Raw genomic sequence first — 23,783 nt, forward strand, 5'->3', positions numbered from 1 at the left:
ATGCGTTCAGTAAACGCACAGGGAAAACGCAGAAACTCCACGCAATTGCTCACGTTCTCCTGTGACTTGAGTCACAAGGGGCATTTATTGTTGACCCTGTGTACCGGGTGGGCAGCGCGCTGTGATTCAGTGGCAGGGAAAAGTAGCGCCGAAGCAGACCCTTGATTCGCTGCGAGGTCTCGGGGGGAGGGCGAACATGGAGACCGAGTCGGAACCCTACGTCCGTCTTGCGTCCCTGCGACAACTGCACGAGGTCATGGCCGACATGAACACGGCCCGCAGCCTCGCGGACACACTGCAGACCGTCGCCGACGGCGTGATCACCGCCCTCGGGTTCGAGCTGGCGTGCGTGAACCTCGTACGCCCCGACGGCGATCTCGTGGTCGCGGCCCTCTCCGGCAACTCCGCCGCCGAGGCCCTGATCACCGGCCGGGTCGGCTCCCGTGACTCCTGGGACCGGCGGCTGAACATGGGCGAGAAGTGGGGCGACCTCGTCTTCATACCCCACACCGAGGGCTGGGTCCTCGACGACGACGACGTTCCGCAGTGGTACACTGACGGCCCCGCGCCCCGCTTCGAGGACGAGTGGCACCCCTCCGACCGGCTCTTCGCCCCCATGTACACGCCCGGTATCTCGGGCAGCTCCTGCGGCGAACTGCTCGGCGTGATCTCCGTGGACCGCCCGCGCAACGGCCGGCACCCCGGCGCCTGGGGCCGCGAGGCCCTGCAGATGTACGCCTTCCAGGCCGCGATCGCGATCAGCAACGCGCGTCTACGTGCGAATATGCAGCGGGCACTGGTCAGGCTGGAGCGCGATCAGCAGGCCCTGCGCGCCAGCGAGGAGTCCTTCCGGCAGGCCTTCGAGTACGCCCCCTCCGGCATGGCGATAGCCGAGATGGGCGGCGACCAGCACGGCCGAATACTGCGCACCAACGACGCCCTGTGCCGCCTGCTGGGCCGCCCCGCCTCCGCGATGCGCCGCTACTCCTTCTCCGACCTGGTCCATCCCGAGGACATCGGCACCCTGCTGCGGACATCGGCGGAGGGCGGCCGCGCGGAACTCCGCCTCGGCCGCCGCGACGGGACCTACGTCTGGGTCTCGCTTCGCAACTCCGTGGTCGCCGACGCCGCCGACGGCCCCCGTTTCCTCCTCACCCACGTCGAGGACATAGAGGAGCGCAAGCGCCGCGAGCTCCAGCTCGCCCACCGCGCCTCCCACGACTCCCTCACCGGCCTGCCGAACTCCGCCGAGCTCCGCTCCCGCCTCGCCTCCCGGCTCTGCCGGCGCGCCGACATCGACGGCCTGGAGTCCCTGGACGCGGCCTACGGCCACCCCGCCTACGACGCCAACGGCCACGGCTTCGACTTCGCCGGCACGACGGCGTCGTACGACGGCTACGACCACCATGTGCACACCGTCGCCCCCGAGGAGGGCCGCGACGACGGCGCCAAGGGGCTCGCGGTGCTCTTCTGCGACCTCGACGGCTTCAAGTCGATCAACGACCGTTTCGGGCACAACGCGGGTGACGCGGTCCTCATCGAGGTCGCCCGCAGGCTCTCCCGAGGTGTCCGTGACGGCGACACCGTGGCCCGCCTCGGCGGCGACGAGTTCGTCATCCTCGCCGACGGGCTCGGCAAGGCCGACGCACAGGACCTCGCCGTACGCCTGCGCAACGAGATCATCCAGCCGATCCGCGCCGAGGGCCGGGCCGTCCGGGTGGGTGCCAGCTTCGGCATCGGATGGGCGCACTGCGGCATGACGGCGGACGAAGTCCTGAAATCCGCCGACGAGCGGATGTACGTAGAGAAACGATCTCGTCCCAAACAGCATCGCCGTGCCGGATGATTCCCAGGTCATCGCGTTGATGCGGTCCGAGTCACCCGTTTGGCTCAGTCGGACCGGGTAGGCTCGACTCTCAATACCTGTACCGCATCCGCCCGCACCTGTTGAGGAGTACCAAGGGATGACGCCCGGCGACAACGGCGCGAGCACGCCCGAGGACGACGACCCGTTCGGCTACCTGTACGCCGACGGCCAGGCCAGAGGGGCCCAGCCGCCGTCCGGCTCCGGTGGCTACGGCTACCCGAACGCGGTCAGCAGAGTGCGCCCCGTCGGTGAGCGCACGTACGGCGGACAGCAGCAGGCACCGCAGGCACCGCAGTACGGCGGCAACCAGACCATCCCGCAGCAGCAGCCCGGCGGCTACGGCCAGCCGCCGTCCGCGGCCTACCAGGCCCCGGAGACCTTCCCGGGCGGCGCGCAGACCACCCGCCAGCAGATGCCGCCCGCCGGCCGCGGCCGGGGCCCGAACACCAAGGGCCTCCTCATCGGCGCCGTCGCGGTGGTCGCCGCGGTCGTCATAGGCATCAGCGTCGCGATGATGAACGGCAACGGCGACGACAAGGCGAGCGGCGACACGTCCCCGTCGCCGACCCAGTCCGCGAGCCCCTCCCCGAGCCCGTCGAGCACCAGCTCGGCCTCCGCGACGGGAGACATCCCGCCGGTCGACGCGAAAGCCCTCCACCTGGACGGCGGCGCGAGTCTGGCCTCGGACGTCAAGGGAGCCAAGGCCGACGGCGGCGTCTACGTCACGAACTTCAGCCAGACCGGCGCCGGCGTGACCTGGACGGTCGACGGCATCCCGTCGGACGGCCTCTACACCGTCTTCGCGCACTACAGCGCCGTGCAGGACGAGAGCATGACGCTCTCCATCAACGGCAAGGTGTTCGGCAGCAAGTTCCCGCTGGAGAACTACACGGGCCAGAGTGACCCGGCCAAGGCCTGGACGACCTCCTACACCTACCCCACCCTCACCAAGGGCACCAACACGATCTCCCTGTCCTGCCAGAGCGGGGACAGCTGCGACATCCTCCTGGACCAGCTGTGGGTGAAGCAGGGGAAGCACACGAACAAGGGCTAAGCCGCCGTTGTCCCGCCGGTCACCGTGACCTGGCCCAGCAGCTTCTCGTAGGTGGGGCCGTCGAACTCGCCCGCCGTTGGGGCTCGTACGGTCGCGGCCGACAAGGCGACCGCGCGGGCCAGCCGGTCCGGCCAAGGGAGTTGGGCCACCAGCCCGGAGAGCAGGCCGGCGACTGCCGAGTCGCCGGCTCCGGTCGGGTTGCCGTGTTCCCGGCTGGGTGGGGTCGCGCGCCAGCGGCCTTCCGGGGTGAGGGCCAGCAGGCCCTGGGTGCCCAGGGAGGCGACCACCGTGCGGGCGCCGCGTCGTCGGGCGTCCTGGGTCGCGCGCAACGGGTCGTGGGAGCCGGTGAGTTCGGCCAGTTCGGCGGCGTTCGGCTTGACCAGGTCCGGGCGGGCGGCCACCCCGCGCCGCAGCGGCTCCCCGCTGGTGTCGAGGAGGACGGGGACACCCGCCGAGCGGGCGCTCTTTATCAGGCCCGCGTACGCCCCGACCGGTACCCCCGGCGGCAGGCTCCCGCACAGTGCTACGGCCGAGGCACCGGGCAGGAGTTCCTCGTAGTGGTCGAGGAAGGCGGCCCATTCAGCCGGCGATATCTGCGGGCCCGGCTCGTTCAACTGGGTCGTGTCGCCGGTCAGTTCGTCAACGACGGCGATCGTGCGGCGGGTTGGCCCGGTGATCGTCAGCAGCGCGTCCCGTACCCCCGGCACCCCGGCGAGCCGCTCCCGTACCGCGCGTCCGGTCGCGCCGCCCGCGAAGCCCGTCACCGTCGTCGCGTGCCCCAGGGCGGCCAGTACCCGGGCCACGTTCACGCCCTTGCCGCCGGGCCGTTCGGTCACGTCCGAGACGCGGTGCGAGGCGTGCGGGCGCAGTGCGCCGACCCGGTAGGTGATGTCGAGAGCGGTGTTCAGCGTGACCGTGAGGATCATCGGGCGACCTCTCTCGCGCATGCCCGTGCCGTCCGTCGGGGGGCCTCGATCATGCCAAACAGTCGGCGACCGGCCTAGAGTTGCCGTTCGTCGGTGGAGGCTGCCCCGGGTTTGCTGTGGAGGACTTCGCGGGCCTGCTCCGCGGCGCGGGCGATGCTCTCGCTGACGAAGTCGAGGAAGCGGGCGACGTTCTCCAGGCGGGTGGCGGCCGGGGTGCCGGGGACGAGGACGCCGACGCCCTGCCGTGCGATCTCCACCATCCGCGCGGTGGAGCGGGCGCTGGCCATCATCGACTGGTACCAGATGTCGTCGTCGACGATGTAGCGCTCGCGGCGGCCTTCCCCCTGTTCGCGGCGGGCGAGGCCCTGGCTCTCCAGGAACGCGATCGCCTTGGAGACGGACGCCGGGCTGACCTTCAGGTGCTCGACGAGTTCGGCCGCGGTGAGGCTGCCCGTGTCGGTGAGGGTGAGGGAGGCCATGACGCGGGCGGGCATCGTCGTCATGCCCGAAGCCATCATGACGGTGGTCAGGGTCTCCTCGTACTCCCGCACGGCCTCGGGGTCGCGTCCGTGGGCCGCCAAGGGCGCCTCGGTCCCTCGGGGCGCGGTCTGCCTGCGTCGGTGGGCGCGGCGTTCGGTGGCGCGGTGGGCCAGGTCGGCGCGGTAGTCGGTGGGGCCGCCGTTGCGCATCACCTCGCGGGTGACCGTCGAGGTCGGACGGTCGAGGCGACGGGCGATCTCCGCGTAGGCGAGGCCGTCGGCCAGGCCCAGCGCGATCTGCTGGCGTTCCTGCTGGGTGAGCCTGCCTCCCGGCATCGCGGTCTCCTTGGTGGTCCTTGACGGTCCCTGCGCTCCCCAGCGTAGCGTTCACTTCCAGTTCATTGCAACGAGCGCGTGATCGTCGTTGCATTCATCTCGAAGGTCAATGCAACACTTTCTCGACTCTGTCCTGCAATGATGGTGATTTTGCGCAACGAGTCTGTTGCCGGTTAAGTGAATGCAACGTAGCTTTTCCTTCATCGGAAACAACGAGTCACAGGAGAAGACGATGCAGAAGTTCGACACCCCCGCCCCGGTCTCCGCCGTCCTGGAGATCCCCGCCGGACGCGTCCAGCTCATCGCCGCGGACCGCACCGACACGACCGTCGAGGTGCTGCCCGCCAACCCCGCCAAGAGCCGGGACGTCGAGGCCGCCAAGCAGGCCACCGTCGCCTACGCCGACGGCGTCCTGCGGATCACCGCCGCGGCCGTCGGCAACCAGCTCTTCGGACCGTCCGGATCCCTGGAGGTCACCGTCCAGCTGCCCGCCGGCTCCCGCGTCGAGGCCAGCACCAGCGGTGCCGAGCTGCGCGGCGTCGGACGCCTCGGTGACGTCGTGTTCGAAGGCGCGTACCGCCAGATCAAGATCGACGAGGCCGCGGGCGTCCGCCTCACCGCGCTCGACGGCGACGTCGAGGTCGGCCGGCTGGGCGGCCCCGCGGAGATCAGCACCGCCAGGGGCGACATCCGGATCACCGAGGCCGTGCGCGGCACGGTCGTACTCCGCACCCAGGACGGCGACATCTCGGTCGGCGCCGCCACCGGCGTCTCGGCCGCCCTGGACGCCGAAACCGGCTACGGCCGCGTGAGCAACGCCCTCAAGAACGACGGCACCGCCGAACTCGACATCCGCGCCACCACCTCCCGCGGCGACATCACCGCCCGCAGCATCTGACCGACCGACGGCCCGGCCCCACCACTCCGACGGGGTGGTGGGGCCGGGCCGCTTCAGCGAAGCGCGGCTGACGGAAGTTCGGGTACGACCACCCACGCGCCCTGCCGCATCACGCCCTTCAGCGTGAAGTCGGCGTCCAGGACGAGCAGGTCGGCGTCCTTGCCGGGCTCAAGGGAGCCGACGCGGTCGTAACGGCCCAGCAGCCGGGCCGGGTTGGCGGACAGGGCGGCGACGGCGTGCTCGACGGGGAGCTTGTCGATGGTCACCGCCCGCCGCAGCGCACGGTCCAGCGTCAGCGTGGAGCCGGCGATGGAACCGCCGTCCACCAGCCGGGCCACCCCGTCGGTGACCTCGACCTCCAGCGGGCCGAGGAGGTAGCGGCCGTCACCGCTGCCGGCCGCGTCCATCGCGTCCGTGATGAACGCGACCCGGTCCGGGCCCGCGTGGTGGAACGCCAACTGCAGTGCGGCGGGGTGGAGATGGGTGCCGTCGTTGATGAGCTCGACCGTCACCCGCTCGTCCTCCAGCAGCGCGGCGATCGGGCCGGGGGCGCGGTGGCCGATCTGCGGCATCGCGTTGAAGAGGTGGGTGGCGACCGTGGCGCCCGCGTCGATGGCCTCCAGCGTCTGCTCGTACGACGCGTCCGTGTGGCCGACGGCGGCGATCACGCCGTGCTCGGCGAGCAGCCGCACGGACTCGATGCCGCCGGGGAGTTCGGTGGCGAGCGTGACCATGCTGGCGTGGCCGCGCGCCGCGTCAACCAGCTTGCGGACCTCCGCCGGGTCCGGGTCGCGCAGCAGCGCCTCGGAGTGCGCGCCCTTGCGGCACGGCGAGATGAACGGGCCCTCGAAGTGGATACCGGCGATCTCCCCCTGCTCGGCCAGCTCCGAGAGCAGGCCGGCCTGACGGGCGAGGACGTCCATGTCGTCGGTGACGGTGGAGACGACGAGGGTGGTGGTGCCGTGCGCGCGGTGCGTGTGGACGCCGGTGAGGATCTCCTCCGCGGTGCCCGAGCTGAAGGAGGCACCGCCGCCGCCGTGGTTGTGGATGTCCACGAATCCTGGGAGGAGCCAGTGGCCGGTGACGTCGATGACCTGGGCGAATTCCGGGGCGGTGGCGGCGATTTTCGTGCCGTCGACGACCACTTGGCCCCTGTCCACGATTCCTGTGGGGAGGACTACCCGGGCGCCGTCGAGGACCAGACCGTGCGTCCCGGGGTGCGGGTGCGTTGTGGCTGGTCGCGCCCACGCGGCGGTAGCCGCAGATTCAGCACTGCCCCGCGCCCCTGACGGGGAGCTGTCATTGCGCTCATTGGCAGCCATCAGGGCATTACCTCCGGAGTAGTAGTCGTGGTCAACAGGTCCTGGGCGAGGAGCCCGGCCCCCAGACAGCCCGCCGTGTCTCCCAGGGCGGCCGGGACGATGTTCGGCAGTTTCTGGAACGTCACCCGGTCGCGTACGGCCTCCCGCAGCGGCTCGAACAGCACATCCCCGGCCTCCGCCAGGCCGCCGCCGATGATCAGGACACGGGGGTCCAGCAGGGTCAGGGCCGTGACGAGGCCGTCGGCCAGGGCGGCCACCGCCTCCTGCCAGACCCGGACGGCGTTCGGGTCGCCGGACGTGACGGACTTCGCGCAGTCCGCCGCGTCCGCGGCCGGGTCACCGGTGGCCCTCGCCCACGCCTCGCTCACCGCGGCCGCCGACGCGTACCGCTCCAGACAGCCGTGCTGCCCGCACGGACACGGCGCGCCCTGCGGTCGTACGACGATGTGGCCGATCTCGCCCGCGAAGCCGTGCGCGCCCGACTCCACCCGGCCGTCCAGGCCGAAGCCGCCCGCGATACCGGTGCCGAGCGCCACGAAGAAGAAGCGGTCCGCGCCCTGGCCCGCACCGAGCCGGCCCTCCGCCAGGCCGCCGGTGCGCACGTCGTGGCCGAGGGCGACCGGGATGCCGAGGCGCTCGGCGAGGAGGGCGCGCAGGGGTACGTCGCGCCAGCCGAGGTTGGCCGCGTAGACGGCGACGCCGTTCGGCTCGTCGACTATGCCGGGTACGGCGAGGCCGGCCGCGGCCGCACTCTCGCCGAAGTGCTTCTCGCCGTACGCGTACAGGTCGGCGGCGAAGTCGAGGATGGCGGCGACGACGGCTTCGGGGCCGCGGTCGCGGCCGGTCGACCGGCGGTCCTGGTGGAGCAGCTCGCCGTCCGGCCCGACCAGTGCGGCCTTCATTCCGGTGCCGCCCACGTCCAGGGCGATGACATGTCTCACGGGAACAGTGTGGCCCGCCGACCCGTAAGAGGTCTAGTCCACTTGCGTGGTGTAGACCTTATGGGTCCACATATTGAACGGCGAGACAGTTAGACAGGGGCAGTACACGTGCGGCGGCGTAGGGCAGGAATGATCGCGGTGGTGTCCGCAACGGGCATGACGGCGGTCCTCGGTGGCTGTGGGACGACCGGATCCTCGGACGTCACCCTCAGACTCGTCGCAGCCGACTACGGAGACTCCGCGGCCAACAGCTCCCAGAAGTACTGGGACCGGCTGGCCAGGGCGTACGAGGCCAAGCACTCCGACGTGAAGGTCGACGTCACCGTCTACTCGTGGAACGACGTCGACCGCAAGGTCAAGGACATGGTCGCCGCCGGCAAGGCCCCCGACCTGGCGCAGATCGGCTCGTACGCCGACTACGCGGCCGCCGGCAAGCTGTACGAGGCCGGGGAGCTGCTCTCCATCCCGGTGCAGGCCGACTTCCCCTCCCAGCTCGCCGAGGCGGGCCAGTGGAACCACGCGCAGTACGGCATTCCTTTCGCCGCGTCTACGCGCGTCCTCTTCTACAACAAGACCCTCTTCAGCGAGGCCGGCATCACCCCGCCCACCACCTGGAAGGAGCTGGCGGCCGACGCGGAGGTGCTCAAGGCACACGGGGTGAAGTACCCGTACGCGCTGCCGCTCGGCCCCGAGGAGGCGCAGGCGGAGACCATGCAGTGGCTGCTCAGTGGCGGCAGCGGCTACACCGACGACATCGGCACGTACACGATCAACTCCGATCAGAACATCGACACCTTCACCTGGCTCAAGGACGAGCTGGTGGGCAAGGGCCTGACCGGACCGACGGCGCCGGGCAAGCTGAACCGCGCGACGGCGTTCGCCGCGTTCGCCGACGGCCAGGTCGGCATGCTCAACGGCCACCCCACGCTCATCAAGCAGGCCGAGAAGAAGGGCGTGAAGTTCGGCACGGTCCCGATGCCGGCCCGCGCCGGCCAGGCCGTCACCACCGCTTCCATGGGCGTCACCGACTGGATGGCGGCGTTCCGGCAGAACGGCCACGCGGACCAGGTCGGCGACTTCCTCGACTACGTCTACAGCGAGAAGAACGTCCTCGACTTCTCCCGCGAGTACGGTCTGCTGCCGGTCACCACGTCCGCGTCCCAGACGATGACCGACTCCCCGCAGGCCCAGGACAAGCAGCTCCTCCCCTTCCTGGAACAGCTGCCGACCTCCGAGCTGTACCCGGCCGGCAAGACCTCCTGGGCCGCGATCAGCGCCGCCGTCAAGAAGCAGATAGGGAGCGCGGTCACGCCGACCGGCGACCCGACCGCGGTGCTCACCCGGCTCCAGTCCGAGGCGGCTGCGGCCGACAGCCGTACGACGACGGGCTGAGCGTTACGGTTCTCGGCATGGACCGGCAAGAACTGGGCGCACGCGAGCAGGCGATCCTCGCCCTGGAACGCCGGGGCTTTCCGAGCCCCGGCGCGAAGGAACGGGCGATCCGCGAGGAACTGGACCTGGCACCGGTCCGCTACTACCAGCTCCTCAACGCCCTCCTCGACGACGAGCGGGCGCTGGCGCATGACCCGGTGACGGTGAACAGGCTGCGGAGGGTGCGGGACGCGCGGCGAATGGATCGCTGAGGCCGGGGGAGTGTGCGGGCCGGTGGGGGCCGAGCGCGCAGTTCCCCGCGCCCCTTGGGGCGCGCTGCCCCGGGCGTCGCCGATAGGGTCGCCCTATGGGTACGCATCCGACGGACAATCCTCTGCCTTCGCCTCGCACCCCCGCTGGTCGCGAAGGGCTCGAGGCCCTGCTCTCGCAGCCCCGCTCCGCGCTCGTCGGCCTCGACTTCGACGGGACGCTCGCGCCGATCGTCGCCGACCCCGAGCAGGCGCGGGCTCATCCGGACGCCGTACCGGCCCTGGCCGCCCTCGCGCCGAAGGTGGCCGCCGTCGCCGTCATCACCGGCCGTCCCGCCGAGATCGCCGTCCGCTACGGCGGTTTCGCCGGCGTCCCCGGCCTGGACCACCTCGTCGTCCTCGGCCACTACGGTGCCGAACGCTGGGACGCGGCGACCGGCGAGATCACCGCGCCCCCGCCGCACCCCGGCATCGCCGCAGTCCGCGCCGAACTCCCGGCCGTCCTCGCCGGCGCGGGGGTGCACGGCGCCTGGATCGAGGACAAGGGCCACGCCGTGGCCGTCCACACCCGCCGGGCCGACGACCCCCAGGCCGCCTTCGAGTCCCTCCGCGCGCCCCTGACCGACCTGGCCACCCGCCACGCCCTGATCGTCGAACCGGGCCGCCTGGTCCTGGAACTGCGCCCGCCGGGCATGGACAAGGGCGTGGCGCTGCGCGAGTACGCGCGGGAGATCGGCGCGGGCGCGGTCCTCTACGCGGGCGACGACCTGGGCGACATCCCGGCCTTCGCAGCCGTGGAGAAGCTCCGCGCGGAGGGCGTCCCGGGCCTGTTGGTATGCAGCGGCAGCGAGGAGGTCACCGAGCTCGCGGAGCGGGCCGACCTGGTGGTCGACGGCCCGGAGGAAGTCGTACGGCTACTGAAGACCCTGGCTGAGCTGAGCGCCCCGTAAGGGGCGCGGGGCTGTAATCCATATGCGGCTCCGCCGCGTGGGCGCGACCAGCCCCCACCGGACCCGCACCCGACATCGAACGGCGCTACCCCTCCAACGCCCTCAACTGCTCAAGAAACCAGGCCGCCGGCGGCAACGCCGTAGCCGCCGCGGCCAGCCGCTTGCACCGCTCGGCCCGCTCCGCCCCCGGCAGACTCAGCGCCTCGTGCAGGGCGCGGGCCGTCCCTCCGATGTCATACGGGTTCACGACGATGGCGTCCTCGCCCAGCTCCTCGTACGCCCCCGCCTCCCGCGACAGCACCAGCACGCACCCCTCGTCCGAGACCACCGGGATCTCCTTGGCGACCAGGTTCATGCCGTCCCGGATCGGGTTCACCAACGCCACGTCGGCCAGCCGGTAGGCCGCCAGCGAGCGGGCGAAGTCGTCCTTGACGTGGAGGACCACCGGCGTCCAACCCGCCGTCCCGTACGCCGAGTTGATCTCGTCCGCGACCCGCTGCACCTCGGCCGTGTAGGCGCGGTACACCGCGAGGTCCTGCCGTGACGGATACGCGAACGCGACGTGCACCACCCGCTCCCGCCACTCGGGGTGGTCGTCGAGCAGCTGCCGATACGCCAGCAGCCCCCGCACGATGTTCTTCGACAGCTCGGTCCGGTCCACCCGGACGATCGTCCTGCGGCCCTCGCCGATCTCCTCCCGCAGCGCCCGCATCCGTTCGTCCACGTCCGGCTGGTGCGACCGCTTCCGCAGGAACTCCGCGTCGGCGCCCAGCCCGTGCACCCCGATCCGGGTCTCCCCGGCCGCCGGGATCCCCGGGCCCAGCACCGCATGACAGCAGGCCACGAACGCGTCCGCCCACCGCCGGGTCAGGAACGCCGCGTGATCGGCGCCCAGGATCCCGCCGAGCAGTTCCGCCGCGATGTCGTCGGGGAGCAGCCGGAAGTAGTCCGGCGGCGCCCACGGGGTGTGGGAGAAATGGCCGATACGGAGATCCGGCCGCAGCCGGCGCAGCATCCGCGGGGCCAGCGCCAGGTGGTAGTCCTGGATGACGACCACCGCACCGGGGCCCGCCTCCTGCGCCAGCGCCTCCGCGAACGCCTGGTTGTAGGCCTGGTACGACGCCCACTGCCGCCGGAACTCCGCGTCGAAGACCGGCTCCAGCGGGGTCTGGTAGAGCATGTGGTGGACGAACCAGAGCACCGAGTTCGCGATGCCGTTGTACGCGTCCGAGAACACGTCCGGGTCGATGTCGAGCATCCGGACCTGCTGCCCGCCGCTGTCCCCGGCCGGCAGCCGGCCGCCGTCGGCCCGCCGTACCGCCTCCCGGTCGCCGTCGCTCAGGGCCGCGCACACCCACACCGCGTTCGCGTCCGGCCCGATGGCCGACAGCCCCGAGACCAGGCCGCCGCCGCCCCGTTTGGCGTGCAGCGCACCGCCTTCGCCCACTTCATACGAAACCGGGCCGCGATTGGACGCGACCAGCACCTCAGCACTGCCGGTGGAAGCCATACGCCACAACCTAGCCCGGCCCGGAAACGCTCAAACGTACGGCTCCGCCCGACGCGCCGCCGTATACCGCCGTACGACGAAGTCACGCCACCCGGCGCTCGGCGTACTCGGCGATCTCCGCCATCGGTGGCCGTTCCTCGGTGTCCACGGAGTAGGTGCGCGGCTCGAAGCCGTCCTCGCCCCGTTCGAACTGGGTCAGGGCGGGCCGGATCAGATGCCCGCGGGCCAGCCGAAGCTGCGCGGTGCGGTAGATCGCGGCGGACATCCGGCCGAGGGCCTGGCCGTCCTGGTGGCGGTGTTTGCGGACCCCCACGTCGACCTGGGCGAGGGCGTCCAGGCCGACCAGGTGCAGGGCGTCGACCAGCATGCCCAGCTCCACGCCGTAGCCGACCGGGAAGGGGAGCTGTTCGAGGAGCGAGCGGCGGGCCGCGTACTCGCCGCCGAGCGGCTGGACGAACCCGGCCAGCTGCGGCCAGTGCATGTTCAGCAGCGGGCGGGCCATCAGTTCGGTGACCCGGCCGCCCTGTCCGGCCGAGCCGGCGAGCGGGCGGTCGTACATCGCCTTGACGAGGTCCACGTCCGGGTCGGTCAGCAGCGGGCCGACGATCCCGGTGACGAAGTCGGAGGAGAACTCCCTCAGGTCGGCGTCGACGAAGCAGACGATGTCGCCGGTGGTGACGAGGAGGGAGCGCCAGAGCACTTCGCCCTTGCCGGGGACGGCGGGGATGCGCGGCAGGATCGTGTCGCGGTGCACGACCCGGGCGCCGGCCGCCGCGGCCACCGCCGCCGTACGGTCGGTGGAACCGGAGTCGACGACCACGATCTCGTCGACGAGCGGCACCTGCCGCATGAGGTCGTGACGGATGATCGCGACGATGTCGCCGACGGTCGCCTCCTCGTTGAGCGCGGGCAGCACGACGGAGACGGACTGCCCGGTGCGCTGCTTGGCGGCGAGTATGCGGTGCAACGGGCGATCGTTCATGGACCAGGAGCGGGTGGCCAGCCAGCACTCGACTTCTTCCAGCACAGTCAGCGGCTCCTCACTGTCACGGTCACACTGCGAGGTGTGATCCATCTCGCGGTTCGGACGACTCTCTCAACTGTCCTGGCCTTCGGTTACAGTCTTGAACAACGCCGATGACCATCGCATGTCCTGGGGTCACCGGCCGTTGACAACCGCATACCGCTCATCCAGAGGGGCAGAGGGATACGGCCCGATGAAGCCCCGGCAACCCTCCAGTCGGTTACTCGTGGATCGCTGATCACTGTCGATCACTCGCGAGGCTCCCGGCTAGGGAAGGTGCCAAATCCGTCTCACGGCGAGATGCGTCGTGAGGAAGATGAGGAGAAAGGGCCTCGCCTCACATGGCTGTGCAGACTGCTGCGACCACCACCGACTCCACGACCGTCGACCTCGGTCCCGCCACTGCCCTGAGCTGCCGCGAGTGCGGCCACCGCGTGCCGCTCGGCCCGGTGTTCGCCTGCGAGGAGTGTTTCGGCCCGCTCGAAATCGCGTACGACTTCTCGGCCTACGACACCGAGGAGCTGCGGAAGCGGATCGAAGCGGGTCCCGCGAACATCTGGCGCTACGCGCCGCTGCTGCCCGTCCCCGCGGACGTGGCGACCAAGCCGAACATCAACCCGGGCTGGACCAAGCTCGTCCAGGCCGACAACCTGGCGAAGGAGCTGGGCGTCACCGGCGGCCTGTACGTCAAGGACGATTCCGGCAACCCGACGCACTCCTTCAAGGACCGGGTCGTCGCCCAGGCCGTCGAGGCCGCGCGCGCCTTCGGCTACACCACGCTCTCCTGCTCCTCGACCGGCAACCTCGCCGGCGCGGTCGGCGCCGCCGCCGCCCGGGCCGGCTTCCGCTCCTGCGTGTTCATCCCGCACGACCTGGAGCAGGGCAAGATCGTCATGGCCGCGATCTACGGTGGCGAGCTCGTCGGCATCGAGGGCAACTACGACGACGTGAACCGTTTCTGCTCCGAGCTGATCGGTGACTCGGCCGGCGAGGGCTGGGGCTTCGTCAACGTCAACCTGCGGCCGTACTACGCGGAGGGCTCCAAGACCCTGGCGTACGAGATCTGCGAGCAGCTCGGCTGGCGGATCCCCGACCAGCTGGTCGTCCCGATCGCCTCCGGCTCGCAGCTCACGAAGATCGACAAGGGGCTGCAGGAGCTGATCAAGCTCGGGCTCGTCGAGGACAAGCCGTACAAGATCTTCGGCGCGCAGGCCGAGGGATGCTCGCCGGTGTCGGTGGCCTACAAGGCGGGCCACGACGTGGTGCGACCGCAGAAGCCGAACACCATCGCCAAGTCGCTGGCCATCGGCAACCCGGCCGACGGGCCGTACGTCCTGGACATCGCGCGCCGTACCGGCGGTGCGGTGGAGGACGTCACCGACGAGCAGGTGGTCGACGCGATCAAGCTGCTCGCGCGGACCGAGGGAATCTTCGCGGAGACCGCGGGCGGGGTGACGGTCGGAGTCACCAGGAAGCTCATCGAGAGTGGGCTGATCGATCCGGCGAAGTCGATCGTCGTACTCAACACGGGTGACGGACTGAAGACGCTGGACGCCGTGGCGGGCACCGGGCTCACGGCGACCATTCGCCCGAATCTCGAGTCTTTCCGCGAGGCCGGGCTCGCCTGAGTCAGCTGTAAGAAACCAGGGCGTTGCCCCGATCGGAGGTTCAAACGTGAGCGTCACCGTTCGCATCCCCACCATCCTGCGCACCTACACCGGTGGTCAGGCCGAAGTCAGCGCCGAAGGCGGCACCCTCGGCGAGGTCATCTCCGACCTGGAGAAGAACCACACCGGGATCGCCGCCCGCGTTCTCGACGACGAGGGCAAACTGCGCCGGTTCGTGAATGTGTACGTCAATGACGACGACGTGCGGTTCGAGCAGGGACTGGAGACGGCCACCCCGGACGGCGCCGGCGTCTCCATCATCCCGGCCGTGGCCGGCGGCTGACCTGCTGACAGGCTGATCGAATGACCGAACATTACCTTCGGTAACGCCGATCACTCACTGTTCATTGGATTGCCCCTTCCGTGAGAGAAGCGGAGGGGGCAATTCTGTGTGGTTGAGCGCGGTACAGTTGGGGAATGCGGCCCCGATCTCCAGGTCGGAAGCCCCGTATTCGATACCGCTGACCCGACAAGAAGTAGCCAAAGTGTGTGGGTTATATGCGGCTTTTGCGGCTTTTATGGGGCCCGACTTGCCCTGAATTCGGCCGAATTCTTGCTACATTCCGGACCCTTCCCGTCCAGAATTCTCGTCCGATTGACCTGTTGCAGACGGCAGTTGGACAGATACATTCAGCCGCGGTCGACGCGTTCCGGCGCACGCCCCCAAACCTGTGGGGGGTGAGGTCTGACCCGGATCCGCGAAGTGTGGATCTGTGCAAGGGCCAGTAATAGGGGAGTTAGGCATGGCTCAGGGCACCGTCAAGTGGTTCAACGCGGAGAAGGGGTACGGCTTCATCGCGGTCGACGGTGGTGCGGATGTTTTCGTCCACTACAGTGCGATTCAGATGGACGGCTACCGCACCCTGGAGGAAGGTCAGCGGGTCGATTTCGAGATCTCGCAGGGCCAGAAGGGGCCGCAGGCGGACATGGTCCGGCTCGCGACCAGCTGAAGCACGCGCCGACTGACAGCGTCGTTCTTCTTTCATTGTCGGAGGGCTCGTATCCCATGGGGAGTCATGGGTTACGAGCCCTTTGGCATGCCCGGGATGAGCGGGCCGGCGCACCCCGTGGGTGCGGCCCGGTGCGCCGCCCCGCGCGCGGCCCGGTGCGCCGCCCCGCGCGCGGCCCTGGCGCGGCCCAGTCTCCCGGAGGCGCTTGCACTCGGCATGGGCGAGTGCTAATCATTGGCGTTAGCACTCTGAAGGTGAGAGTGACAAAGATGGACCGGGTCGGTGAGGCCCGCAGACCGGGTGGGGCAAGGAACCCACGGGTCGGCGAGCCGTCCGTCGCGGGCGCGGGCGCGGTCCAGAAGACTCACCCCCAGTCCTGGAGGGACCACTTCACATGGCCAAGATCATCGCGTTCGACGAGGAGGCGCGGCGCGGCCTTGAGCGCGGTATGAACCAGCTCGCCGACGCCGTCAAGGTCACCCTCGGCCCCAAGGGCCGCAACGTCGTCCTCGAGAAGAAGTGGGGCGCCCCCACGATCACCAACGATGGTGTGTCCATCGCCAAGGAGATCGAGCTGGAGGACCCGTACGAGAAGATCGGCGCCGAGCTGGTCAAGGAAGTCGCCAAGAAGACGGACGACGTCGCCGGTGACGGTACGACCACCGCGACCGTGCTCGCCCAGGCCCTGGTCAAGGAAGGCCTGCGCAACGTCGCCGCCGGCGCCAACCCGATGGCCCTGAAGCGCGGTATCGAGAAGGCCGTCGAGGCCGTCTCCGGTGCCCTCCTCGAGCAGGCGAAGGACGTCGAGACCAAGGAGCAGATCGCCTCCACGGCCTCCATCTCCGCCGCCGACACCCAGATCGGCGAGCTCATCGCCGAGGCCATGGACAAGGTCGGCAAGGAAGGCGTCATCACCGTCGAGGAGTCCCAGACCTTCGGTCTGGAGCTGGAGCTCACCGAGGGTATGCGCTTCGACAAGGGCTACATCTCGGCGTACTTCGCCACCGACATGGAGCGTATGGAGGCGTCGCTCGACGACCCGTACATCCTGATCGCCAACTCGAAGATCGGCTCCGTCAAGGACCTGCTCCCGCTCCTGGAGAAGGTCATGCAGTCGGGCAAGCCGCTGCTGATCATCGCCGAGGACGTCGAGGGCGAGGCCCTGTCGACCCTGGTCGTCAACAAGATCCGCGGCACCTTCAAGTCCGTCGCCGTCAAGGCCCCGGGCTTCGGCGACCGCCGCAAGGCGATGCTGAACGACATCGCCATCCTCACCGGTGGCGAGGTGATCTCCGAGGAGGTCGGTCTCAAGCTGGAGAACACCACCCTCGACCTGCTGGGCAAGGCCCGCAAGGTGGTCATCACCAAGGACGAGACCACCATCGTCGACGGTGCCGGCTCGTCCGACCAGGTCGCCGGCCGGGTCAACCAGATCCGCGCCGAGATCGAGCAGTCCGACTCGGACTACGACCGCGAGAAGCTCCAGGAGCGCCTGGCCAAGCTCGCCGGTGGCGTCGCCGTCATCAAGGCCGGTGCCGCGACCGAGGTCGAGCTCAAGGAGCGCAAGCACCGCATCGAGGACGCCGTTCGCAACGCGAAGGCGGCCGTCGAGGAGGGCATCGTCGCCGGTGGTGGCGTGGCCCTGCTCCAGGCCTCCTCGGTCTTCGAGAAGCTGGAGCTGGAGGGTGACGAGGCGACCGGCGCCGCGATCGTGAAGCTCGCCCTCGAGGCCCCGCTGAAGCAGATCGCCGTCAACGCCGGCCTCGAGGGCGGCGTCGTGGTGGAGAAGGTCCGCAACCTCACCCCGGGTCACGGCCTGAACGCCGCGACCGGTGAGTACGTCGACCTGGTCGCCGAGGGCATCATCGACCCGGCGAAGGTGACGCGCTCTGCCCTGCAGAACGCCGCCTCCATCGCCGCGCTGTTCCTCACCACCGAGGCCGTCATCGCCGACAAGCCGGAGAAGGCCGCCGCGGCCGCTCCGGGCGGCATGCCGGGCGGTGACATGGACTTCTGATCGACCCCTGGTCGATCGCCTGTCCTGATCGAGGGCGGCACCCCCTGTTCGACAGGGGGTGCCGCCCTCGGGCGTTTTCGCCTCCGTGGTGGCCGTGGTCCCGTGTCCGGGGTCACACCGCTTTCCGGTGGGGCCGGGAATGGGCACGTCGGGGCGGATCGTTGTGCACGGTTGTGCACTCGATGCGCGTGCACATACCGTTCGGTCTACGACCTACCCACGAGGAGCCCCCCACGTGACCGTCAACACGCCCCCCGCCTCCCGCGCGGCCGAGATCCTCTCCCGTCCGATCGCCCTGAACGGGCTCACGGTTCCCAACCGGATCGTGATGGCGCCGATGACCCGGCAGTTCAGCCCGGGCGGTGTCCCCGGCGAGGACGTGGTCTCGTACTACGCCCGCCGGGCCGCCGCCGGCGTCGGTCTGATCGTCACCGAGGGCACGTACGTCGGCCACGACTCGGCCGGGCAGAGCAGCCGCGTCCCGAGGTTCCACGGCGAGGAGCAGCTGGCGGGCTGGGCGAAGGTCGCCGAGGGGGTGCACGCGGCCGGCGGCACGATCGTCCCGCAGCTGTGGCACATCGGCATGGTGCGCAAGCAGGGTCAGCCGCCGTTCTCGGACGCCCCCGCCGTCGGCCCCTCCGGCATCCGCCTGGACGGCACCGAGGGCGAGGGCAAGGCGATGACCCGACAGGACCTGGACGACGTCATCCGCGCGTTCGCCGAGGCCGCGGCCGCCGCCGAGCGCATCGGCTTCGACGGCGTCGAGCTGCACGGCGCCCACGGCTACCTCCTCGACCAGTTCCTGTGGGCGGGCACCAACCGCCGTACCGACGCCTACGGGGGCGACCCGGTCGCCCGCACGAAGTTCGCGGCCGAGATCGTGGCCGCCGTACGCGCGGCGGTCTCCCCGGAGTTCCCGGTGATCTTCCGCTACTCGCAGTGGAAGTCGGACAACTACGACGCCCGTCTCGCCGAGACCCCCGAGGAGCTGGAGGCGGTCCTCACCCCGCTGGCGGCGGCCGGCGTCGACGTCTTCCACGCCTCCACCCGGCGCTACTGGCTCCCCGAGTTCGAGGACTCCGACCTGAACCTGGCCGGCTGGACCAAGAAGCTCACCGGCAGGCCGACCATCACCGTCGGCTCGGTCGGCCTCGACGGCGACTTCATCAAGGGCTTCCAGGGCGAGGGCTCCCCGGTCCGGGGCATCGAGGACCTCCTCGACAGCCTGGAGCGCGAGGAGTACGACATGGTCGCCGTCGGCCGTGCCATCCTCCAGGACCCGGAGTGGGCGGCGAAGGTGCTGGCCGGCCGCACGCAGGAGCTGAAGTCGTACGACGCTGCGGCGCTCAGGAGCCTGAGCTGAGAGTCTGAGCCCGAGAGTCTGAGCCCGAGAGTCTGAGCCCGAGAGTCTGAGCTGAGAGTCTTGAACCACCCCGTTCGCCCTCGGGCCGGCCGGCGACCGGCCGGGACGGATGATCCTCAACGGGCACTACCACCTGCAGCTCTTCGGTCTGCTGGAGTCGGTGCCGGTGTGGGTGACGCCGGGGGTCGTCAACCGGATCGTCCCGACCGTGGCGCCGGGTGAGCGGGCGGTGCGCGGGGCGTCGGCGTCGCTGGTGGAGCTGGGCGGCCCGGCCGGTCCGTTGTGCCACACCTTCCATGCGCGCGATCCGCGGGCCCATGAGAATGTGTACGAGATCGACGAGGTGCAGGCCAGGGCGTTCGTCGCCCAGCACGGCGGACGGGTTCATCCATACGGGTGACGGGTGTTCGGCACTTGCGCGAAGTGCCGGACGTTCCCTGAGTGACCGGCCGTGTTGACGGCAGCGTCCCCACCGAAAGCGAGCGAGCATGACGACAAGTCAGTCTGCGGAGCCGACCCACGCCGCCGAGGGACCGGTCGTACGCACCGCGGCGGGTGCCGTGCGCGGGTTGCGGGAGGACGGGCTGGCGGTCTTCAGGGGCATACCGTTCGCCGACCCCCCGGTGGGGGAGGCGAGGTTCGCGGCACCCCGCCCGGCCCGCGCGTGGGACGGGACGCGCGAGGCGTACGCCTTCGGCCCACCGCCCCCGCAGGACCTCGGCATCCAGGGGCGCACGGGTGTCCTGGAGGCACCCGAGGGCGACGACTGGCTGACGGTGAACGTCTGGACACCCGACCCGGACCCGGCGGCCCGCCGCCCGGTGATGGTGTGGATCTACGGCGGCGCCTACAAGCTGGGCCACTCCGGCAGCCCCGGTTACGACGCCCAGCGCATCGCACGTGACGGCGACGTGGTCGTGGTCTCCCTCAACTACCGCGTCGGCATGGAGGGTTTCGTCCAGATCGAGGGGGCACCCGCCAACCGGGGCCTGCTGGACCAGGTGGCGGCACTGGAGTGGGTGCGGGAGAACATCGCGGCCTTCGGCGGCGACCCCGACCAGGTCACGGTCTTCGGGGAGTCGGCGGGCGGCGGGTCGGTGGCCGCGCTGCTGGCGATGCCCAGCGCGCGGGGCCTGTTCCGGCGGGCGATCGCCCAGAGCGTGCCGGGCACGTTCTTCTCCACCGAACTGGCCGCGGACCTCGCACAGGCCCTCGCGGCGGAGATCGGCCTGCACCCCACGCTGGCCGACCTGGCGACGACCGACCCGCGCCGGCTGACGGAGGTGGGTCAGTCGCTGGGCGCCAAGATGCCTCAGTACATGGGCCGTTGGGGGCAGATCGCGCCGACGATGACACCGTTCTCCCCGGTGGTCGACGGCGAGGTGCTGCCCACCACCCCCTGGCAGGCGCTGGCCTCCGGTTCCGCCCGGGAGGTGGACCTCCTCGTGGGTCACAACCGCGACGAGTACCGCCTCTTCCTGGTGATGGGCGGGATGTACGGCAAGATCACGGAGGAGCAGGCGACCGGCGCCCTGCGGCTGTTCGCACCGGGCGGCGAGGCGGGGGTGCAGGCCTACCGCGAGGCCTTCCCCCAGGCATCGCCGGACGAGCTGTACGAACGGGTGCAGACCGACTGGCTCTTCGGGATACCGTCACTGCGCCTGGCCGAGGCGCAGACCGCGGGCGGCGGCCGGGCCCACCTGTACGAACTGACCTGGGGCGCCCCGGGCAACGGCGGGCTGCTGGGCGCCTGCCACGGCCTGGACATCCCGCTGCTGTTCGGCACGTTCGAGGCGGACCTCGCCAACCTGCTCTTCGCGGGCACGGACGTCACCCCCGAGGCCAGGGCCCTCTCCAGCCGCTTCCGCGCGGCATGGACGGCGTTCGCGAGGACGGGCGACCCGGGCTGGGCGGAGTTCGACGTCCAGGACCGCCTCACCCAGGTGCTGGACACGACACCGGCGGTGACGCCGTACCCGGAGGAGCGCAGCCGAAAGCTCTGGGAGGGCCACGAGTTCACGCCCTCCCCGCTGCTCGGCTGACCCGGACGGGGCTGGGGTCGGAGGTCGGTTCAGAGGTTGCCGAGGGGCTCGATGTCCATGTGGACCGGGGTGCCCCAGACCCGGAGCACCTCGTAGTCGGTGAACTCGTGGACGAGCCGGTAGGCCATGGCCGGCCGGGACCCGCGGCGCTGGGCGTTGAGGTAGAGCTCGGCCTCGCGCCGGTCGCGGCGGGGGGTGCCGCACAGCTCCCACTCCCGGCCGTTCCACGCCTCCGGCAGCCACCGCTGCTGGGCCTGCGGCCGGTCGGCGCGCACCCCGTACCGGGACATCGAGGGCCCCGCGGCCGCCTCGCCCTGCACCGGCCGGGGGCCGCCCGCGAACTCCGACCGCCGGGCGGCCCGCCGCCGCGTCTCGCACAGCAGACACAGATCCGGGGCGCTCTGGTCCACGGGCCCCTGCGGGTGCTCGGCACACCGGGTGGTGGGCGCGGCCGCGCTGACGCTCTCCTCCAGCAGGTCGAGAGCGCGCCGCAGGTCGTCCTTGACCTCGTGCAGCTTGGCGTCGGGCGTACTGCCGGTCAGGGCCTCCCCGTGCTCGCCGAGCAGACGAAGGGCACGACCCAGGGCGGTGAGCTGGGAGTGGTTCATACGTTCCAGCGTGGCACACGGCGCTGACAACACACCGAGCGCGGTTCAGCGCGGCGGGCCGACGATGATCTGGCCGTACTTGTCGGCGGCCTCGGCCATCAGGTCCTTGGATATCTCGAACCCCTCCGGCCGGGGGGTCGACATGTCGCGCCCCGCGTGCCGGAACATGCCCTCGATGCCGCCCGGAGTGCAGATCATCAGCAGGTCGGCGGTGTCGGAGGTGATCCGGTAGCCGTGCGGGACGTTCTTGGGCAGGTAGACGATCCCGCCCTCCGACAGCTCCAGCTCCTGGTCGTCCGACCACACCAGCGCGGTGCCCTTGATCAGCATGAAGACCTCGTCCTCGCGGGTGTGCATGTGGTACGGCGGCGCCTCCCCCTTGGTGACGCTGAACCGTCCCACGGTCAGCTGCCCGTCGGTGGCCGCGCTGTCCAGGAGGACGGCGAACTGTCCGCCGTCGAGCCATTCGAGTTTCTGCTGCTGGTCGGGCTGGGCGAGATACATCATGCTCACGGCGAGGTCCCTTCGGTGTGGGTGGCCGGTGTGGGGTGACCATCCCGCCCCGATGATCCTCCTCCGGAACCGGGCGCCGCCAGATGCGGGGGTGGGACCAGCAGTACCACCGGCGGTCCGCAGGGCCACGACCACGGGGTTACTGCTTGACGCCGTCCACGAAGGCGGACCAGGCCTCCGGCCGGAACGCGACTGTCGGGCCGTGGGGGGCGGTTTTGGAGTCTCGGACGGGGATGAGGGGCGCGTGGCGCTCAGCTACTTCCAGGCAGTTGTCGGCGTTGCCGCTGTAGCTCGACTTGATCCATACGGCCGTGCTCAGCTCGTGGTCAGGGATGTTCCTCATGAGCGTAATCCTGCGCCAACGCATCCATCAGGGCTAGGGACTTCTCCTGCGAGAGCGCGGTGGCGACGAGGAGGTCAAACACGAACCTCAGTTGGGTGACGGTGGCCGGGTCGTCCTCCAGACGTCCGGTGCGGACTCCTTCCAAGTAGGCCAGCGGAGGAGCGTCCTCGAAGTCCATCAACTTCAGCGCGCCTTCCATCGCGGTGTGCGCACCTGCGCTGAGCGGCAGCACCTGCGCGATGACCCGGCCCCGGCGGACGAGACCGGCGATGTGGCTCAGGGCCTCCGCCATCACCGCTCGGCCACCTGCCCCCCGGTGCAGCGCCGCCTCGTCGAGTACCACCCACAACAACGGCTTTGTCGGATCGTCGAGCAGGCGGACCCGTGCCATCCGGTTGTCCACCCACTCCTCGATGGTCTCCTCCGGCGTGGTCGGGTCGTACGCGCGGTTCACCGCTCGTGCGTAGGCGGAAGTCTGCAGCAGACCGGGGATCAGAAGTGGTGCGTACTGCCTGATGGCCGTCGCCTGGGTCTCCGACTCGGCCGCCTCTGCGAAGTGGTCTTGATATCTCGACTTTGCCGCCGCCCTGCAGTTCCGGGCGAAGAAGCCGTCCGTTCCCAGGACTTCGTCCAGCATCCGCGCGATATCGGGCAGCATCCGCCGCGTCCCCGCCTCCAACTGCCCGATGAACGACCCGCTCACGAAGAGCCGTTGCCCCAGCTCCGTCTGGCTGAGGCCGGCCTTCTCGCGCGCATGGCGTAACTCGGCCCCCAGGAGCGCTCGTGGCGAGGACGACGGGTCCAGGTCCTTCGGTGCCGCCATGGGCAACTCCCTGTTCCACGGACGAGGTTGTTGGGATGTCGTATCTAGCCAGGTTAGAGCGATGACCGACACGCTGTGTTGCGAACAGTGAACTCAGCGTGGAGGTGGAAAAGGTGCGGCCGACCGAAGAAGTCGTGGAGTCGTTGCGGATGGCACTGAAGGGGGCCGGGGTCGTGCTGCCGTCGTTGTGCGTCGATCCGGTGACCGGTGCGAGTGACGAGCCCTTCGCCCTGGTCGAGCTGGGGCGTTGCAACGTCCGGGTGGCGGAGCGGCTGGCCTCGGTGGTGCGCGGCGAACGGCCGCCCGTCGGGACGTGCGTGACGGACGTACGGGACGGTCGGATCGGCGAGGTCATGGGGCACGTCGGGGGCAAGGTGCAGCTGCGGCCCGTGGCCGGCGGGCGGGAGTGGGACTGTCCGGCGGAGTCGCTGGAGCTCACGCCGCCGGACGAGGTGCTGCGGGAACAGGTTCGGTGGGCCAACAAGGCGCGGAGGACGCACCGTTGAAGGC

Annotated in this window: 24 protein-coding genes and 1 riboswitch; of the genes, 14 read left to right on the plus strand and 10 right to left on the minus strand. The window is 70.3% G+C overall.

Going from position 1 to position 23,783, the window contains the following annotated elements; all coding sequences use genetic code 11:
- The first annotated feature begins 196 nt into the window (after positions 1–196).
- Together cdgB and AB0N16_RS23305 are read left to right on the plus strand one after the other, a co-directional pair.
- On the plus strand, positions 197–1,846 hold the full coding sequence (gene cdgB, locus AB0N16_RS23300; RefSeq protein ID WP_365799598.1) for a diguanylate cyclase CdgB: 1,650 nt from the start codon (positions 197–199) through the stop codon (positions 1,844–1,846).
- 118 nt (positions 1,847–1,964) lie between these two features.
- Entirely contained in the window at positions 1,965–2,921 is a 957-nt protein-coding gene (locus AB0N16_RS23305) for a carbohydrate-binding protein (protein WP_365799600.1), read from the plus strand.
- Here the strand turns inward: AB0N16_RS23305 and AB0N16_RS23310 are convergent.
- Positions 2,918–3,847, minus strand: coding sequence for a 1-phosphofructokinase family hexose kinase (locus AB0N16_RS23310; protein ID WP_365799997.1), 930 nt, complete (start codon positions 3,845–3,847; stop codon positions 2,918–2,920). The genes AB0N16_RS23305 and AB0N16_RS23310 overlap by 4 nt on opposite strands.
- A gap of 74 nt (positions 3,848–3,921) precedes the next feature.
- Complete coding sequence (locus AB0N16_RS23315; protein ID WP_365799602.1) at positions 3,922–4,662, minus strand: helix-turn-helix domain-containing protein; 741 nt, start codon at positions 4,660–4,662, stop codon at positions 3,922–3,924.
- A 232-nt stretch (positions 4,663–4,894) separates the two neighbouring features.
- On the opposite strand from AB0N16_RS23315, the gene AB0N16_RS23320 reads away from it, so the two are divergent.
- Positions 4,895–5,560 (plus strand): DUF4097 family beta strand repeat-containing protein, encoded by a 666-nt coding sequence (locus tag AB0N16_RS23320; RefSeq protein WP_365799604.1) that lies wholly within the window; start codon positions 4,895–4,897, stop codon positions 5,558–5,560.
- Between the two features lie 53 nt (positions 5,561–5,613).
- Here the strand turns inward: AB0N16_RS23320 and nagA are convergent, their stop codons facing one another.
- Together nagA and AB0N16_RS23330 are read right to left on the minus strand one after the other, a co-directional pair.
- Complete coding sequence (nagA, locus tag AB0N16_RS23325; protein ID WP_365799606.1) at positions 5,614–6,882, minus strand: N-acetylglucosamine-6-phosphate deacetylase; 1,269 nt, start codon at positions 6,880–6,882, stop codon at positions 5,614–5,616.
- On the minus strand, positions 6,882–7,823 hold the full coding sequence (locus AB0N16_RS23330) for an ROK family protein (protein WP_365799608.1): 942 nt from the start codon (positions 7,821–7,823) through the stop codon (positions 6,882–6,884). The genes nagA and AB0N16_RS23330 overlap by 1 nt, the downstream gene beginning before the upstream one ends.
- A gap of 129 nt (positions 7,824–7,952) precedes the next feature.
- Between AB0N16_RS23330 and AB0N16_RS23335 the strand changes: the two genes are divergently transcribed.
- The 3 genes from AB0N16_RS23335 to otsB all read left to right on the plus strand — a co-directional run bounded on the left by AB0N16_RS23335 (position 7,953) and on the right by otsB (position 10,413).
- Positions 7,953–9,215 (plus strand): extracellular solute-binding protein, encoded by a 1,263-nt coding sequence (locus tag AB0N16_RS23335; protein ID WP_365799999.1) that lies wholly within the window; start codon positions 7,953–7,955, stop codon positions 9,213–9,215.
- A gap of 17 nt (positions 9,216–9,232) precedes the next feature.
- Positions 9,233–9,466 (plus strand): DUF3263 domain-containing protein, encoded by a 234-nt coding sequence (locus AB0N16_RS23340; protein ID WP_365799610.1) that lies wholly within the window; start codon positions 9,233–9,235, stop codon positions 9,464–9,466.
- A gap of 95 nt (positions 9,467–9,561) precedes the next feature.
- The gene (otsB, locus tag AB0N16_RS23345) at positions 9,562–10,413 is read left to right on the plus strand and encodes a trehalose-phosphatase (protein ID WP_365799612.1); all 852 of its coding nucleotides are present in this window, start codon (positions 9,562–9,564) and stop codon (positions 10,411–10,413) included.
- An 85-nt stretch (positions 10,414–10,498) separates the two neighbouring features.
- Here the strand turns inward: otsB and AB0N16_RS23350 are convergent, their stop codons facing one another.
- Together AB0N16_RS23350 and AB0N16_RS23355 are read right to left on the minus strand one after the other, a co-directional pair.
- Positions 10,499–11,923 (minus strand): trehalose-6-phosphate synthase, encoded by a 1,425-nt coding sequence (locus AB0N16_RS23350; RefSeq protein WP_365799614.1) that lies wholly within the window; start codon positions 11,921–11,923, stop codon positions 10,499–10,501.
- A gap of 82 nt (positions 11,924–12,005) precedes the next feature.
- Positions 12,006–12,950, minus strand: a complete 945-nt coding sequence (locus AB0N16_RS23355; RefSeq protein ID WP_365799616.1) for a glucosyl-3-phosphoglycerate synthase — start codon at positions 12,948–12,950, stop codon at positions 12,006–12,008.
- A 157-nt stretch (positions 12,951–13,107) separates the two neighbouring features.
- Positions 13,108–13,270: riboswitch (SAM riboswitch) on the plus strand.
- Positions 13,271–13,288: 18 nt separating this feature from the next.
- Between AB0N16_RS23355 and thrC the strand changes: the two genes are divergently transcribed.
- From thrC to AB0N16_RS23390, 7 genes are all read left to right on the plus strand, one after another.
- On the plus strand, positions 13,289–14,575 hold the full coding sequence (thrC, locus tag AB0N16_RS23360) for a threonine synthase (protein ID WP_365799618.1): 1,287 nt from the start codon (positions 13,289–13,291) through the stop codon (positions 14,573–14,575).
- 46 nt (positions 14,576–14,621) lie between these two features.
- Positions 14,622–14,897, plus strand: a complete 276-nt coding sequence (locus AB0N16_RS23365; RefSeq protein WP_351737079.1) for a MoaD/ThiS family protein — start codon at positions 14,622–14,624, stop codon at positions 14,895–14,897.
- Between the two features lie 460 nt (positions 14,898–15,357).
- Positions 15,358–15,564 carry a cold-shock protein gene (locus AB0N16_RS23370; protein ID WP_019057200.1) on the plus strand — a complete coding sequence of 69 codons (207 nt, stop codon included), beginning with the start codon at positions 15,358–15,360 and terminating at the stop codon, positions 15,562–15,564.
- Between the two features lie 394 nt (positions 15,565–15,958).
- Positions 15,959–17,581, plus strand: coding sequence for a chaperonin GroEL (gene groL / locus AB0N16_RS23375; protein ID WP_365799620.1), 1,623 nt, complete (start codon positions 15,959–15,961; stop codon positions 17,579–17,581).
- Between the two features lie 235 nt (positions 17,582–17,816).
- A complete protein-coding gene (locus AB0N16_RS23380; RefSeq protein ID WP_365799622.1) occupies positions 17,817–18,944 on the plus strand; it encodes an NADH:flavin oxidoreductase in 1,128 nt (375 codons plus the stop codon).
- Between the two features lie 109 nt (positions 18,945–19,053).
- A complete protein-coding gene (locus AB0N16_RS23385; protein ID WP_365799624.1) occupies positions 19,054–19,344 on the plus strand; it encodes a hypothetical protein in 291 nt (96 codons plus the stop codon).
- An 88-nt stretch (positions 19,345–19,432) separates the two neighbouring features.
- Complete coding sequence (locus AB0N16_RS23390; RefSeq protein ID WP_365799626.1) at positions 19,433–20,986, plus strand: carboxylesterase family protein; 1,554 nt, start codon at positions 19,433–19,435, stop codon at positions 20,984–20,986.
- Between the two features lie 29 nt (positions 20,987–21,015).
- Here AB0N16_RS23390 and AB0N16_RS23395 read toward each other — a convergent pair whose 3' ends face one another.
- From AB0N16_RS23395 to AB0N16_RS23410, 4 genes are all read right to left on the minus strand, one after another.
- Complete coding sequence (locus tag AB0N16_RS23395) at positions 21,016–21,594, minus strand: hypothetical protein (protein WP_365799628.1); 579 nt, start codon at positions 21,592–21,594, stop codon at positions 21,016–21,018.
- A gap of 45 nt (positions 21,595–21,639) precedes the next feature.
- Positions 21,640–22,101, minus strand: a complete 462-nt coding sequence (locus AB0N16_RS23400; RefSeq protein ID WP_365800001.1) for a cupin domain-containing protein — start codon at positions 22,099–22,101, stop codon at positions 21,640–21,642.
- Positions 22,102–22,246: 145 nt separating this feature from the next.
- Positions 22,247–22,450, minus strand: coding sequence for a DUF397 domain-containing protein (locus tag AB0N16_RS23405; RefSeq protein ID WP_365799630.1), 204 nt, complete (start codon positions 22,448–22,450; stop codon positions 22,247–22,249).
- Complete coding sequence (locus AB0N16_RS23410; RefSeq protein ID WP_365799632.1) at positions 22,434–23,273, minus strand: helix-turn-helix transcriptional regulator; 840 nt, start codon at positions 23,271–23,273, stop codon at positions 22,434–22,436. The genes AB0N16_RS23405 and AB0N16_RS23410 overlap by 17 nt, the downstream gene beginning before the upstream one ends.
- 113 nt (positions 23,274–23,386) lie before the next feature.
- Between AB0N16_RS23410 and AB0N16_RS23415 the strand changes: the two genes are divergently transcribed.
- Positions 23,387–23,779: a hypothetical protein gene (locus AB0N16_RS23415; protein ID WP_365799634.1), complete on the plus strand. Its 393-nt coding sequence runs from the start codon at positions 23,387–23,389 to the stop codon at positions 23,777–23,779.
- The last annotated feature ends 4 nt before the right edge of the window (positions 23,780–23,783 follow it).

The organism is Streptomyces sp. NPDC051105 (assembly GCF_040682795.1).
Lineage (GTDB): Bacteria > Actinomycetota > Actinomycetes > Streptomycetales > Streptomycetaceae > Streptomyces.

What these genes read in the sequence shown, in the direction of transcription:
- cdgB (WP_365799598.1), top strand. Translation starts at nt 197, where the DNA reads ATGGAGACCGAGTCGGAACCCTACGTCCGTCTTGCGTCCCTGCGACAA.
- AB0N16_RS23305 (WP_365799600.1), top strand. Translation starts at nt 1,965, where the DNA reads ATGACGCCCGGCGACAACGGCGCGAGCACGCCCGAGGACGACGACCCG.
- AB0N16_RS23310 (WP_365799997.1), bottom strand. Translation starts at nt 3,847, where the DNA reads ATGATCCTCACGGTCACGCTGAACACCGCTCTCGACATCACCTACCGG.
- AB0N16_RS23315 (WP_365799602.1), bottom strand. Translation starts at nt 4,662, where the DNA reads ATGCCGGGAGGCAGGCTCACCCAGCAGGAACGCCAGCAGATCGCGCTG.
- AB0N16_RS23320 (WP_365799604.1), top strand. Translation starts at nt 4,895, where the DNA reads ATGCAGAAGTTCGACACCCCCGCCCCGGTCTCCGCCGTCCTGGAGATC.
- nagA (WP_365799606.1), bottom strand. Translation starts at nt 6,882, where the DNA reads ATGGCTGCCAATGAGCGCAATGACAGCTCCCCGTCAGGGGCGCGGGGC.
- AB0N16_RS23335 (WP_365799999.1), top strand. Translation starts at nt 7,953, where the DNA reads ATGATCGCGGTGGTGTCCGCAACGGGCATGACGGCGGTCCTCGGTGGC.
- AB0N16_RS23340 (WP_365799610.1), top strand. Translation starts at nt 9,233, where the DNA reads ATGGACCGGCAAGAACTGGGCGCACGCGAGCAGGCGATCCTCGCCCTG.
- otsB (WP_365799612.1), top strand. Translation starts at nt 9,562, where the DNA reads ATGGGTACGCATCCGACGGACAATCCTCTGCCTTCGCCTCGCACCCCC.
- AB0N16_RS23350 (WP_365799614.1), bottom strand. Translation starts at nt 11,923, where the DNA reads ATGGCTTCCACCGGCAGTGCTGAGGTGCTGGTCGCGTCCAATCGCGGC.
- thrC (WP_365799618.1), top strand. Translation starts at nt 13,289, where the DNA reads ATGGCTGTGCAGACTGCTGCGACCACCACCGACTCCACGACCGTCGAC.
- AB0N16_RS23370 (WP_019057200.1), top strand. Translation starts at nt 15,358, where the DNA reads ATGGCTCAGGGCACCGTCAAGTGGTTCAACGCGGAGAAGGGGTACGGC.
- groL (WP_365799620.1), top strand. Translation starts at nt 15,959, where the DNA reads ATGGCCAAGATCATCGCGTTCGACGAGGAGGCGCGGCGCGGCCTTGAG.
- AB0N16_RS23385 (WP_365799624.1), top strand. Translation starts at nt 19,054, where the DNA reads ATGATCCTCAACGGGCACTACCACCTGCAGCTCTTCGGTCTGCTGGAG.
- AB0N16_RS23390 (WP_365799626.1), top strand. Translation starts at nt 19,433, where the DNA reads ATGACGACAAGTCAGTCTGCGGAGCCGACCCACGCCGCCGAGGGACCG.
- AB0N16_RS23395 (WP_365799628.1), bottom strand. Translation starts at nt 21,594, where the DNA reads ATGAACCACTCCCAGCTCACCGCCCTGGGTCGTGCCCTTCGTCTGCTC.
- AB0N16_RS23400 (WP_365800001.1), bottom strand. Translation starts at nt 22,101, where the DNA reads ATGATGTATCTCGCCCAGCCCGACCAGCAGCAGAAACTCGAATGGCTC.
- AB0N16_RS23405 (WP_365799630.1), bottom strand. Translation starts at nt 22,450, where the DNA reads ATGAGGAACATCCCTGACCACGAGCTGAGCACGGCCGTATGGATCAAG.
- AB0N16_RS23410 (WP_365799632.1), bottom strand. Translation starts at nt 23,273, where the DNA reads ATGGCGGCACCGAAGGACCTGGACCCGTCGTCCTCGCCACGAGCGCTC.